Annotated in this window: 13 protein-coding genes; 8 read left to right on the plus strand and 5 right to left on the minus strand. The window is 54.4% G+C overall.

What is annotated here, in order from left to right:
- Window positions 1–130 precede the first annotated feature (130 nt).
- From AABZ39_19635 to AABZ39_19655, 5 genes are all read right to left on the minus strand, one after another.
- The gene (locus tag AABZ39_19635) at window positions 131–946 is read right to left on the minus strand and encodes a hypothetical protein (GenBank protein MEK6796994.1); all 816 of its coding nucleotides are present in this window, start codon (window positions 944–946) and stop codon (window positions 131–133) included.
- Window positions 947–1,024: 78 nt separating this feature from the next.
- The gene (locus tag AABZ39_19640; GenBank protein ID MEK6796995.1) at window positions 1,025–1,651 is read right to left on the minus strand and encodes a hypothetical protein; all 627 of its coding nucleotides are present in this window, start codon (window positions 1,649–1,651) and stop codon (window positions 1,025–1,027) included.
- Between the two features lie 55 nt (window positions 1,652–1,706).
- Window positions 1,707–3,257, minus strand: a complete 1,551-nt coding sequence (locus tag AABZ39_19645; protein MEK6796996.1) for a glycosyltransferase family 39 protein — start codon at window positions 3,255–3,257, stop codon at window positions 1,707–1,709.
- A 25-nt stretch (window positions 3,258–3,282) separates the two neighbouring features.
- Window positions 3,283–4,032, minus strand: coding sequence for an ERCC4 domain-containing protein (locus tag AABZ39_19650; GenBank protein MEK6796997.1), 750 nt, complete (start codon window positions 4,030–4,032; stop codon window positions 3,283–3,285).
- 384 nt (window positions 4,033–4,416) lie between these two features.
- On the minus strand, window positions 4,417–6,606 hold the full coding sequence (locus tag AABZ39_19655) for a beta-galactosidase (protein MEK6796998.1): 2,190 nt from the start codon (window positions 6,604–6,606) through the stop codon (window positions 4,417–4,419).
- A 446-nt stretch (window positions 6,607–7,052) separates the two neighbouring features.
- Here AABZ39_19655 and AABZ39_19660 point away from each other — a divergent pair, with 446 nt between their 5' ends.
- From AABZ39_19660 to AABZ39_19695, 8 genes are all read left to right on the plus strand, one after another.
- A complete protein-coding gene (locus AABZ39_19660; GenBank protein ID MEK6796999.1) occupies window positions 7,053–8,153 on the plus strand; it encodes a sialidase family protein in 1,101 nt (366 codons plus the stop codon).
- 129 nt (window positions 8,154–8,282) lie between these two features.
- Window positions 8,283–8,429: a 50S ribosomal protein L34 gene (rpmH, locus tag AABZ39_19665; protein ID MEK6797000.1), complete on the plus strand. Its 147-nt coding sequence runs from the start codon at window positions 8,283–8,285 to the stop codon at window positions 8,427–8,429.
- Window positions 8,419–8,757 (plus strand): ribonuclease P protein component, encoded by a 339-nt coding sequence (gene rnpA / locus AABZ39_19670; GenBank protein MEK6797001.1) that lies wholly within the window; start codon window positions 8,419–8,421, stop codon window positions 8,755–8,757. The genes rpmH and rnpA overlap by 11 nt, the downstream gene beginning before the upstream one ends.
- A gap of 11 nt (window positions 8,758–8,768) precedes the next feature.
- Window positions 8,769–8,978, plus strand: coding sequence for a membrane protein insertion efficiency factor YidD (gene yidD, locus AABZ39_19675; protein ID MEK6797002.1), 210 nt, complete (start codon window positions 8,769–8,771; stop codon window positions 8,976–8,978).
- 34 nt (window positions 8,979–9,012) lie between these two features.
- A complete protein-coding gene (gene yidC / locus AABZ39_19680) occupies window positions 9,013–10,716 on the plus strand; it encodes a membrane protein insertase YidC (GenBank protein ID MEK6797003.1) in 1,704 nt (567 codons plus the stop codon).
- Window positions 10,717–10,733: 17 nt separating this feature from the next.
- Window positions 10,734–11,669 (plus strand): RNA-binding cell elongation regulator Jag/EloR, encoded by a 936-nt coding sequence (gene jag, locus AABZ39_19685; protein MEK6797004.1) that lies wholly within the window; start codon window positions 10,734–10,736, stop codon window positions 11,667–11,669.
- An 18-nt stretch (window positions 11,670–11,687) separates the two neighbouring features.
- Window positions 11,688–12,233 carry an arginine decarboxylase, pyruvoyl-dependent gene (locus tag AABZ39_19690; GenBank protein MEK6797005.1) on the plus strand — a complete coding sequence of 182 codons (546 nt, stop codon included), beginning with the start codon at window positions 11,688–11,690 and terminating at the stop codon, window positions 12,231–12,233.
- 30 nt (window positions 12,234–12,263) lie between these two features.
- Entirely contained in the window at window positions 12,264–13,919 is a 1,656-nt protein-coding gene (locus AABZ39_19695) for an AMP-binding protein (GenBank protein ID MEK6797006.1), read from the plus strand.
- Window positions 13,920–13,928 lie beyond the last annotated feature (9 nt).

Raw genomic sequence — 13,928 nt, forward strand, 5'->3', positions numbered from 1 at the left:
GACGATGCCCGCATTGCTCGGCGCCGAACGAACGTCCGCGGGCGTATTGTAGTCATCAATGACCGCGAGCGGGTTATCCGAACAGGAGATGCCGAGAAGGGCGATGATGATACCGATGAACGCACGCATCTCAATAACTCGTCACGTTCGCCGTCGGCTGATAGCAGTAGTCGATGACGGCGGCATTGGACGTTCCCGCGACCGAACGCACATATATCTTCGCATATACGGCCGTGGATGTCGCTACCGCATAGAGATGCCCCGTATGCAGGATGCACGGTGATGATGAATAACCGTTCGTCGGAGCGGTAACGATATCGGCAAGTGAGGATGCACCGCCCATATCCTGCACGCCGCCGCCATTGGTCTCCATCACGCAGAAAAATCCGCCGGCATTGGTGAATTTCAGGCGGCCGACGGCATCCGGGAAGGAAAGGCCGGTATTCTCCGCCGCCGAATATGACAGTATCTCCGGACGCGGATATGCCGACGCCGTGTAATTGAGATCGAACACGCTTTCCTTTTCCGGCAGCGCCCGGTACGCCGATACCCAGAAATAGTAGCCCACCCCGTTGAATATCGATACGTTCCCCGGGGCGGCAGCACCGCTGGCAAGCTTGTATGATGTGACATTATGCTCTATCGTGAACGAATAGGTGACGACCGACGATGTCGAGTCCGCCTTTATGGTAGGCTTCACCAGTGTCGGCGAGAGCACGAGCTGCTCGCGTATACGCGCCCGGTCATCGGCGAAGTAGATGTTATACCCGTCAAAGCCGTATTCCCTGTTCTGCGCGACAAAATATATCGTGAGCTTTTTATCACCCGGGACGATGCGCGTAATGAACGGACGATTCAGATCGAGGTCGACGGCATTGGGGTTCTGCTCACCGCAGGAAACCAGCAGCACGACACATGACAGTATGTATACCCATCGGATACTCATGCGCTCATTCTACGGCGATGAAGCCGCCCTGTCAAGGCGATCGACGGATAATGTCCGATATTCTTAAGGAAAAACGGGTTATTCCCCGCCTTTGGGCTTTTGACCGCCCGGCATCTTGTCACGCCCGGCCTTCATCCGTTCTTCCATTTTCTTCATTATCTCTTTCCACTTTGCGAACTGTTCCGCCGAAATGAGCGGCTTCGCGTCAAACGGGAATTTGAACCGCGCGAGCATGTTCTCGGACTCGATCTTTGACCGCTTCTCGAACGCCTCACGGAGCTTCCCGAAGTCGGGGGCGTCCTTCGCGCGCTCTGCATCGATGGTCTCCATCGTTTTCTTTACATCCGCTGTCCTCGCATCGATCTCTTTTTGCAGCTTTTCAGCGAGCTCTTTCACTTTTTTATACTGCTCATCGGTAAGCGCTATCTGCTGTTTGAGCATATCGACCTGTCCGGTCAAGGTAGCCATGTCGCCGCGTTTCTCACCTTCGGGCCGTGAGCCACGGACCTTTTCCATGACCGCTTCGAATTCCGCCCTGGCGGAATCGAATTTCTTCTTTGCTGCTTCGAATTCAGCTTTCGTCTTCTCATCCATCTGCGGCGCTTCTTCACCGCCCTTACCCGGCTTGCCGGCCTTCTCTTCGGCATTGATAGGCGCAAGAGATGCCATAACGGCACACAACATCAGGAAAATAAAGTGTTTCATACGATGCCTCCTTAATACTATGATCGGGGAAAGTATAGCATGACGCCCCTTCTTGTCAATGACGAGCGTGGGCGTGACGGGGTCTCCATCGTGTATTCGTCTTCCCATTGCCCCGGTATCCGGTGCAATAGAACACATCAAATGATGTTATCGCTTCCTTCCCGCGGTACGAGGTAAAGCATCCGTCATAGCGCATGCTCTTGAATCTTGCGGATGCCGCGTTCGAATTGCCTGCATCACCCGCTCCGGTGATGAGATACATCGACTCCCCGATAAGCGAACTGTCAGAGAACCAGAATTCATATGCGGTCGCATGATAGGTGCCGAAATCGAGGCACAGCGGCTGCTTGTGCGGCTTCAGATAGAACGACGCCATCGACGGTATTTGATAATTGAGTCCCGCGATACGCACATTCGTATCCATTGCTGTACGATAGTGGTCTTTCAGCGCACCATTGAACGCCTGATAGGTATAGTAGCGGCGGGTGACATCGACGCTCGGCTTGACAGGAAGGAAGGGATGTATCGCATGAAGCAGAACAAGTGCGGTCAGTATCGCCGCAAGCACGCTGTTCACCAGGAATGCTATCTTCGCCGGCATCCTCCATCGCTCGGAAAGCCAGAGCGCAAGAAGCGCGGCCGCGCCCGCCCACATGAATGCCGGCCAATTCGCCTCGACCTTCACCGTTAACGACTTCTGCAGGATGAAGATCGCCGGTATGAAAGAAATGATCGCGAGAAAGAATTTCCGCTCACGGGCATCATCCGTACCCTTTATGGCATGCAGCACACCCCGCGCGGTATACCAGGGGACGAGACATGCGAGGGAAAAAAACAACGCCGGGAAATAAAGCCCGAGCTGCGATATCCATAATTCAAAGAACCCGCGGAAACCGCCTCCTGCCTTTACGAGCTGACGCCCGAGCGCATAGCGGAAGAATATCCAATCATTCTGCGCATTCCATATGAGGAACGGTGTATAGATAGCGACGGCTATGAGACAGGAAAGCCAGAACTCCCTGGAAAGCAGATATTCCTTACGGCGATGCGAGATGAGCATGAATATGCCGATGGCGAACACCACACCGGCAACGGAACTCCGCGAAAGCATTGCCAGCCCGAGCGCAATACCTGCGAGATAGAAATATCGCTTATCCTTGAACAATCCAAGATAATACATCCATACGGTAAGAAAAATAAAAAGGAGCGACGGCGTATCCGTCGTCATCACGAATGCATTGCCGGCAAAGAACGGTGTAAGGTTGACAAGGGCAAGAAAAAGAAGACCGCTCGCTGCATTGTTGAGACTTTTGCCGAAACCATATGCGACCGCTGAGCCCGCTATCCAGAGCAGTATCCCGCCGATGCGCAGGCCGAACGGCGTCGCCCCGAATATCATCGTGCTCAGCCTATTGATGTACGCAACCATGGGCTCATGGTCGAGATAGCCGAGCGAAAGGTTCTGCCCCCATACATAATAGAGGGCTTCATCATCGACGACACCGGTCATGGCGATGAACACGATCTTAAGTACGAGCAGCCCGAGCGAGAGAACGATAAGCGTCAGCAATGCCGGATCTTTTCGAAGCTGGGTAAGTGCATCCATAAGCGGGTAAACCTTTTCGTCGTTACTATTCGATACTTCCATGCACGACAGTATATTCTCGCCCCCGAATACCGTCAATCCCCCGTTCTGTTGCATGTTCTTTTGTGCCCCGAAGAAGCGATGTCATCTTTCGCGCAACACCTTCCGCGATGCCTTCTATTTCCATAAGCTCTGCCTCGCTCGCATTGACGATCTTATGAATAGATCCGAAGCGCTGCAATAACAGTTCCGCCCTCCTCGCCCCGATCCCCGGAATTCCCTGCAGTATGAAAAGCCTGCGCGCATGTTCCCCCTTCGGACGATAGCCCGGTCTCTTAAGCGCACCCGAAGCGTATCTCGCCGACTGACGCGCGGTCAGCATTATCGTATGCGCAGTGTCGGCAGCATCGATCGTTCGAAGTACGGGTATCCCGTAGAAAACGGTTATCGCTATGAGTGCCCCCTGCATCGATCCGCGGGCAATGTTCATGCCCTCTAAGTCTTTCGGCATTCCTTCAAGTATCATCACCGGACGGACGCCGCTCCCGGCGAGACGTGAAGCCTGACGGAACAGTCTTCCATCGATAATGGACATGGCGAGATCCCTGAGCGTCTTTCGCTCGAAAAGTATGGTGTTGTCTGCACGATAGTCGCCGGTGATCAGACGCGCTGTTGAAACGCTTGCATCGGCATACGTTCGTAATTTTTCAATGACGCCGGAACCCCGCTCACGGTCGTCGGCGATGATGCGTATCGGCGGATGCGCGTACGATGTAGTGGGATGTTTGTACTCCATGGTTTCCCCCGAAACGTTGATCCCACCATCCCTGCCGAGAAGTTACGTGAAATCACAGGAAATGCAAGCCGAAGTGCGCTCCCCCGGGCGGCCGACAGTGTGCTTCATTCCGGTGCTTTTTGCGCATACCGTGTCGTAACGGACGGTAACGACATTCGCAGAAATGATCTACGATATCTTCCTGTGCGATACCATTCGGCATGAAGGCCGTCCCGAGGGTGTATTATCGATAGAAACGGTGAAATAGTATCAGGGTCTGAATCCGCATATTTACATGGCAACCAGTATGGTAATCAGTCTCAGATGAAACGGATGACACTTTGAACTGACTTCAGCCGTATCGGCAGGAATCAGTAAGGCACGTAACAGATCGCTCGGCTATCTTTATTTCATTGAAATTTCAAACACACGAAGTTCGAACGGTGCGAACGTCGCTTTCACGGTCCCGTCATTCTCGCAGATCGTCCCAGCCACGATTTCCGGCTGCATACGGTCCGTCGCTGTGTATTTTCCGGGCGTAAGGCCAGGAGTGAGGGACGCCGTGACGGTCCTCTTTTCGCTTTGGTTATACGCTACAATGAAGTGGCTACCCCCCTTTTTCAGCACGGAAAGACGTATGTCGCGATCGCTTGTGGAAAATGGGACACGAACATGTTCGTTCTTGAAGACGTTCTCAAAAAATGCTCGTGTCGGTGACGAGGCGTACAGCGGTGTTCCCAGAAGGAGCAGGACACTTCCTTTGCCGACCGCATACCGGAGCATGAACGGAGCACCGGCTGCGTTCGTTGCGAGTGTTTCATACGGCTGAGCAGAGCGAACGAGAAGTGCGCAATTGGTCAGGAGGACAGTGGCGGCTTGAAGCGTCTGCGGTATCGTGGTCATTGCGGATGTCTGCGCATGCTTGAAGTTGAAAACCGCATCGATGCCGAACAGAGAAAGGGCTTTGTTGCTTACGGACGAATAGGAATCCTTTTCGCCCGCGATGAATCTGCCGGACGATGCATAGGTGAGATAAACACCGCCGTTCTTTACATAGGAAACTATCCTGTCAAGACCGGCCCCGTCGACGACCGTATTCCCCCAGTCCACAAGAATTCGATAATTCGAAAGCTCGTCATCCGTATCGTCACAAATGGCATCTGGCTGATATATGTTTTCGATAATGCTGTCGCAGAGTGCCAGTTCCTGCGCATCAAAATTCCTGTCGGATAGGCGAAATGTCCGTGATGATGCGAGCGCTCCGATATAGGAATCGATGAACGCGGCATCCGCTTGGACACGACGTGCACCGGTGATATGGCCGAACACATCTTGCGTCCTGAGGAGAATATCGAGGCTTGCTTTCCGCTTTTTTACATACTCTTCGACGGTCTCGACTCCAGGTCGTATGGACTCACTCCCCAGCCACTGATAACCGACAGCAGCGAATGACAATGCATGGTATAGCCCCGCGGCAACGACTTCAGTCGATTCGGCAAGCTTTTGGATGGCCATCGGCTCACAGTAGAACGGGATGTCCCAGCCGAATTGGCTGCGGAATTTCGAGAAGAGAATGTAGCTGAATCTTCTTTCAGAATGCGTAATGTCGATACCGGCACCGGTCTTGCCGTACCGTTTTGCCTCAACTGCAGTTGCAGTGCGCTCGAGATTCATCACATATGAACGCACGCCCATCCTCGAAGCCAATTCTGCGATTGCAAGCCCATTGTTGAACACGCGCCATCGGCGGAATAGCTGGAAATCGAACCATGCAAGCCTTAGATCGGACTCCTGTGTAGTGTCGGGTTTCGGCAGCGCTACATCATCCCAGGAAACGAACGCTCTGCCATATCTTTTTTGAATATCTTCCAATGAGAAATGTCTCACGTCCCTCAAATAGGAGCGAAAGTCATCCTGTGCCGCCGGGGAATAGTCGTAAATAACCGGCTGACCATCGGGCATGAATTTGCCCGGTTTGTCGAAAAACGTCGTTTCCACGTTCCCGAAATTGAATAGCCAGTCAACGATGGAATTGTCTTTCACATACCGCTGCATGAGGGCTGCGGCATAATTCGTATACGCTGTGAACGCTTCGCGGCTGTGCGGTGATGGTATCCTCGTCGCATACCGTTTTATTGCATCCGGGTGGTCCTTTACAATAATTCCGTTCTGATCCACCATGAGCGTATGCTCCAGAAAATCCGGAAGATTATGGGAGCTCGACATGACACCCATGCGGATGTTGAGCCCCTGTTGTGCCGCCAGTGCACACGCTGAGTCAGGTATCGAAAAGTCATACTGATATCCCCTGTCATCACGGTTTGTCTGGATGTAATTCCACCACAGCCACGATGATATCGTTGCGACACCTGCTGCGGCGATATCGGCATATTCCTGCGCCCCCCGGGTCCTTGGTTTATTTCCACGCTGATACATAGAATGGCTGATGCGCACGGCGGGATCGAAACCGACCGATGTGCTTTTGGCCCCGGGGTATTGCTGCTCAGCATATGCCGCGGGCGATAAGAAGAACGCATTCCCGACGAACGCCGCCAGGAGACCGGCCATTACCGCTGCTTTTTCAATTGGACGCATGAGCAACACTCCCTGTGTTCGTTCTCTCAGAGGCGGTGGATCTATGGGTAGATACATAGCCATCTATACTTGGAGTATAAGGATAATAACAGGCTGTCTTAAGTAGTATCAATTTCGTTCAATCGTATATCAATTTGAATGAAATTTCCATTCAGAGGTTTTCAGATCGATAGCGAGCCCACTGTTTCCACGACATTCGCCCCCACTCCGCGAGTTGTTTTACGTTCGTTCCGGATTCGTATTCAAGTTGTTTCGAGGCCGGTTCTCTTCCGATCGCAATAATGGTTTTCCGGATTTCGAGTGCCATAAAGCGAACAATATGCACGACGGCTAGCTGAATCCAATTGCAATAAAAATGAACGATACTGCTATTGCTTGTTGTCGTAGGTGATTATACTATGCCTGTCAGCGAAGCTATCCGATCGCACTATGACATGGAGCAGCATATGATAAAGCGAGTATCAGCAAAACATGGAATCGTACACCGCGAAGAGAAAAGCTATCTCGGCTATTTCGGCTGGCCCACCGTCTGCCGGACGCCCGCGGGCGAGCTCATCGTCGCTGCATCGGGATTTCGCAACTCGCATATATGCCCGTGGGGCAAGACCACGATATTCCGCAGCAAGGATGAAGGCCGCACGTGGTCGGCGCCGGAGATAATCACCGACACGCCGCTCGATGACCGCGACGCCGGCATCATATCCCTTGGCGGGAAGAAGCTCCTTGCCTCGTGGTTCATCAGTGACATACGCGTTTATACGAAAATGTACAAGGGCTCATCCGTGTGGATGAACACCGTCGCGCTCTGGAACGATGACCTCGCGCATTGGCAGGGATCGTATGTACGTATGAGCGAAAACGGCGAGAGCTGGGGCGAGATTTATCCATCGCCGGTAAGCGCACCGCATGGTCCTACGCTTCGTGCGGACGGCACGCTTCTCTATTTCGGGAAACGGTTCGCAACGGTGGTAAAAGGAAAATATCAGTACGATACGAACAAGTACGGCAAAGGCAACATCGAAGCCTGGACGAGCAAAGACGGGAAGAAATGGAAACAGCTCGGCACGGTGCCGCTCCCGAAGGACTGGAAACACGACAATTTCAACGAGCCGCATGCCCTTGATCTCGGCGGCGGACACATTCTCGGGCTTATCCGCTATAATGATTATTCGATAAAAGATGCGGAAGGATCCGTGTTAACGCTCCTGCAGACGGATTCATTCGACGGCGGAAAGACATGGAGCGAGGCGAAGCCGCTCGGTATTCACGGTGCCCCGCCGCATCTTATGCGTCACTCATCCGGCACAATTGTCTGCTCGTACGGCTACCGCAAAAAACCGTTCGGTGAGCGGGCGATGATAAGCCGCGATGACGGAAAGACGTGGGAAACCGATATCATCATCAATGATCGCGGGCCGACGGGCGATCTCGGTTATCCATCGAGCGTGGAATTGGCTGACGGCAGTATTTTCACCGCATATTATCAGCAATATAGGAAGGATGAGCCATGTTCGGTGCTTTGGTCGCGCTGGAAATTGCCGCGATAACAGACCCATCGTTTGTATTGACAAAACCTCCAAGCCGCGATAGAATGCCGGGACTTTATCGGTGAATACCTCATCGCTTTCCATTCACACGGGGCGGTGTTGCTATATATCTCGAGGAGAATTGACCAGATGAAACGTACGTACAGCCCGAGCAAGGTGCGCCGTGCCCGTAAATGCGGATTTCGCAAGCGGATGAAGACACGCGGCGGACGTGAAGTATTGCGCCGTAGACGCCTGAAAGGACGCTACAAACTTACCTCTTCCGATGAGCGCTAGCCGATATCCCAAACGCGAACGCTTGAAATCGCGAGCGGATATCGAACGGATCTTTGAAAGGAATAGAACGTACGCGGATGATGCGTATCGAGTGCTTGCGGCCGCGAATGGCAGGGATTTCTCCCGCATGGCCGTGGTAGTGCGCCGTACGCTCGGGAATGCCGTGGAGCGCAACCGCGAAAAGCGGCTGGTGCGCGAGATATTCAGGAAAGCACGGGCATCCATCGTAAAGGGATATGATTTCGTCATCATCATACGGAGGCGTGTTGCGCGCGAGTATAAGGACCGGTCGGATTCGCTCTCCGCTCTCCTGCGTCGTTTTACCTGAAATTTGGAACAATGAGACATATATTCATATTTTTCATCACACTCTACCAGAAGATAATATCACCGCACCTCCCCCCGTCGTGCCGGTATACGCCGTCATGCTCGGAGTACGCCCGCGAGGCCTTTCTCCGGCACGGCGCAGTACGCGGATGTGCACTCACTTTTCTGAGACTTATGCGATGCCACCCCTGGGGGGGGCACGGTTACGACCCGGTACCATGACAATGACAGCTACCTCTAAGGAGAAACAATAAGAATGAACCAGAACATGCGTCTCATGCTCGCCATCGGCATATCGGCGGTGATAATGATCACCTTTTTTGTAGTGCAGGAAAAGCTCACACCGAAAGCAGTACCGCAGACATATACAACGAATGCCCCCGCATCGATGCCCGCAGCGGCAGCCCCGGTGACATTCGGCACGAACGCCCCTTCGGTGCGGCCGCTCGCCGTGTTCGGCGTACAGTCGATAGCGCTCGAGAACGACCGCGTCCGCGCGGAATTCTCAAGTGCGGATGCCGTGCTCACGTCCTACAAGCTGAAAAAATATTCCATGCTCTCCGGCGAACCGGTGGAGATGGTCGACCGCGTGCTCAACGGGATATATCCCTTCTACACGAGCTTCAGCGATCTTTCGAACTCGATAGCCCCGCACACGCCGGTTGCGTACGGCGTCGCCGAGCGATCTTCCAACCGCATCGTGTTCATCGCCGATGTCTCTGTCAACGGCACGCCGCTCAGGATGAAGAAATCATTCACACTCCTGTCCAATGATTTCCTCATCGACACCGAACTTTCCTTCGAGAACCTCTCCGGTTCGCAGGTATCGGTGCCCTATGCCATATTCACCGGCTCGGGCCTCGGTCCCTATCGCCCGAAGAACGAACGAACGCCCGACGATGTCGTGAAAGCGTCCTGGCTCAAACTCGGCAAAAAGGACAAGGACGATCTCCTCTCCGGGCGTGAGCAGCAGCTGAAATACAAGCCCGTCGCCGGCCCCAAGGAATGGGTGGCCGTTGAGAACCGCTACTTCGCGATATTCCTCTCGCCCCCGAAATCCGATTACTTCGCCGAAAGCGCAACACTCCCGGACCCCAAGATAGCGCAGGACATCGACGGACACCAGATCGTCAATTATCTCGCCGCTGTTTCGCTCGCACCGCGGCAGGTGATCGTTGAGAAATATTCGGCGTATCTCGGCCCCAAGAAGCGCACCGCGCTCCCCGAATACGGGCGCAACTACGATTTCATCTTCAAGGAATACTTCATCATCCCGGGCCTCAACATCCGCCCGCTCACGTATGCGATGAACTGGATACTCGACTGGTTCTATAAATTCACGAAGGACTACGCCTGGGCTATAATACTCTTCACGCTCATCTACAAGATAATCACCTTCCCGCTCTCGCAGGCGTCCTACAATTCCATGAAGAAGATGAGCATGTTAAACCCGCGCATCGAGTCGATGAAGCAGCAGTTCAAGAACGACGCCCAGCGGCTCAATCAGGAAATGATGGCGCTCTACAAGAAGGAGAAGGTCAATCCGCTCGGCGGGTGTCTGCCCATGCTCCTTCCTTTCCCGATACTCATCGGTTTCTTCTATATGATGCAGAACATGGTGGAGCTGCGCAATGCGTCGTTCCTCTGGATAAAGGACCTCACTTCCCCCGACCGTCTCATGACGATAAGCGGCTTCGATGTGAACCTTCTCCCGATACTCATGACGGCGACAAGCTTCCTTATGACCGTGCTCACGCCGAAATCCGGCACGGGTGAACAGGCGCAGCAGATGAAGGTGTTCAGCTACATACTGCCTCTGGTGTTCCTCTTCCTGTTGTATAATATGGCGAGCGGGCTCGTGCTCTACTGGACGCTCATGAACCTCCTGAGCCTGCCGCAGCAGATGTACACCAACTATTTCCGGAAGGAAAAGCTGGTAACGGTCACCGTGAAAAAATAGCGCGAGGAGAACGATATATGCTAGTAAAAGAGTTCAGCGGAAAATCTGAAAAAGAAGCGGTGAAGAATGCGCTCGAAGAGCTCGGTCTTGCCGAGAACGAGGTGCGCATCGAAGTGCTCGATAAGGGCAAACGGAGCATACTCGGCATCGGCGAAGAGATACCGGCTCGTGTACGCATCTACTACGAGGAGATATCCAACCGCATCAAGGACGTCAAGGATATCCTTGAGAACGTCTTGAAGCTCATGAGCGTCCCGGCTACCGTGGCCGCCGGCGAGGAAAGCGCGAGCAAGATATATATCAACATCGACAGCCCCGATTCCGGCGTGCTTATCGGGAAGAAGGGCTCCACACTCGAGGCGCTGCAGTTCCTGGTAACGCTCATCACCTCAAAGATGAACGGGCGCCCCGCGGCAAGCGAGCCGGGCAACGGCACCGAAGAGGAAGAGCATCACATCATCATCGATATCGACGGGTACCGCAAACGGCGCGAAGAGACGCTGAAGGACATCGCCTGGCGGATGGCGAGCGTCGTCAAACGCACACGCCGGCCGAAAATGCTCGAACCGATGAACCCCTACGAGCGACGCATCATCCATCTCACGCTCCAGGACGACAAGGATGTCGAGACAAAGAGCGAGGGCGATGGCACCATCAAGCAGGTATGCATACTCCCCAAAGGCGGTCGCGCATACGGCGGACGCGGGGGTAACGGCGGCGGCGGTTATGGTCGCCGCGGTGGAGGCGGGGGTGGTTACGGTGGTGGCGGCGGCGGCTATCGTCGGAACAATTATGGCGGTGGCGGGAACAATTACGGGAATTCCGATCGCAACGGGAATTATCGTCCGTCCTATCGCGACGACAATTACGGGCCGCCGGGCAATGACCGGGAGATCCCGCCGGAAGACGATAACATCGGCAATCGCATCGATGATGCGCCGCCGTCACGCTAGGCACGAGGAGGGTCGTATATGTACATACCGAAAAAGCTGTTCCTGACGAAGGGTGTCGGCATCCATAAGGAGAAGCTGTTCAGCTTCGAGATGGCTCTGCGCGACGCACGCATCGCACAATTCAATCTGGTGCGCGTATCGAGCATTTATCCGCCCGGATGCAAGATCATCCCGATAGAGAAGGGATTGAAGGAGCTTGAGCCGGGACAGATAGTCCATTGCGTCCTGAGCGATATTTCCAGCAATGAGTACAATCGCCTCCTCGCCGCGTCGGTGGGCATGGCGGTGCCGCAGCACAAGCATCAGCACGGCTATCTTTCCGAGCATCATTCCTACGGCATGACCGATGAGGAGTGCGGTGATTACGCGGAAGATCTCGCCGCAGAAATGCTCGCGACCATCCTCGGTCTCGATTTCGACCCGGATGCATCGTATGACTTGAAGCGCGATATCTGGAAGATGAGCGATCAGATCGTCAAGACGCACAACGTCACGCAGTCGGCCATCGTCAAGAAACACAATGTCTGGGTGACCGTGCTCGCCGGGGCGATACTGATCGAATAGGGCGGAAGGACCACACGAGGGGGATACGCAATGCTGAAAGAAACATTGGTCGATCTCGTTGCGCATGCAGTGAGGGAGAATTGGGACCTCCCGGCGGTCTCTGATCACGGCGGATCGGGGTACACCTACGGGGAAATGGGCAGGATGATGCTCATGCTCCATCACCTCTTCGATGAGAACGGCGTGCACCGCGGCGATTCCATCGCACTTGTCGGAAGGAATTCCGCGGCATGGGGCATCGCCTATCTTGCCGTCGTTTCCTACGGGGCGGTCATCGTACCGATACTGCCGGATTTCCATCCCGACGACATGCACCATATCGTGAACCATTCGGACAGCGTGTTCGTGTTCGCCTCCGATGACATCATCGACAAGCTCGATCCGGGCGCGATGAAGCGCGTCCGCGGCATATTCTCGCTCACCGACTTCTCGCTCAGGCATCATGCACGCCGGTCGGTTGCCGATGTGGTGCACAAAGCAGTGGCCCATTTCAAGCACCGCATGGAACATTCCGTAACGAAGGAATCATTCACGCTGCCGAAGGCCGATAATGCAAGGCTCGCCGCGATACTTTACACCTCCGGCACAACGGGCTTCTCGAAAGGGGTCATGCTCCCGCTCTTAAGCTTAAGCTCGAACGTCGTCTTCGGGCGCAACAACTTCTCCCTTGTCCCGGGGGACACCACGGTCGCCTTCCTTCCGGTAGCCCATGTGTTCGGCTGCGCATTCGATTTCCTCTTCCCGATAACCTGCGGGTGTCACATCAACTTCCTCGCGAAGATACCCTCGCCCAAGATAGTCATCGAAGCGTTCGCTGCGGTGAAGCCGCGCATCATATGCACGGTACCGCTCGTCATCGAGAAGATCTATGCCCGGCAGATAAAGCCCATGCTCGAGAAGGCGCACATCAGGATACTTACCCAGCTCCCGTTCGTGAAAACGGCGATACACTCGGCGATACGCGCCAGGCTCGTGAAGGCCTTCGGCGGGAAATTCTATGAGCTCATCATCGGCGGCGCCGCGCTCAATGAAGAGGTCGAGGCGTTCCTCCATTCGATCGACTTCCCCTACACCGTCGGCTACGGCATGACCGAATGCGGTCCTATCATCACCTACAGCGATTTCAAGTACTTCCGCCCGCGGAGCGTCGGCCGCACCGTGGAACGCATGGAGGTGAAGATCGATTCCGCCGATCCCGCGGCGACGGCCGGTGAGATACTCGTACGCGGCGAGAACGTAACGAGCGGCTATTACAAGGATAAGGAAACGACGAAAGATTCGTTCACCAAAGACGGATGGATGCGTACGGGCGACCTCGGCATCATGGACAGCGAAGGCAATGTGTTCATACGCGGCCGATCGAAGACCATGATGCTCGGCCCCTCCGGACAGAACATCTACCCGGAAGAGATCGAGGCGAAGCTCAACTATCTCCCGTATGTGCAGGAGTCGATCGTCATTGAACGGGACAATAAGCTCGTGGCGCTCGTATACCCGGACTATGAGAAGGCGGATGCCGAAGGGCTCGATGAGCGGGGGCTTACGAAAAAAATGGACGAGAACCTGAAACTGCTCGCGAAAAGGCTTCCCGCGTTCATCACCGTATCGCGCATAGAGCTTTATCCCGAGGAATTCGAGAAGACCCCCAAGCGTTCGATAAAACGATTCCTCTATACCAGAAACTGATGCACAAAG

Source organism: Spirochaetota bacterium (genome assembly GCA_038043445.1).
GTDB lineage: Bacteria > Spirochaetota > Brachyspiria > Brachyspirales > JACRPF01 > JBBTBY01.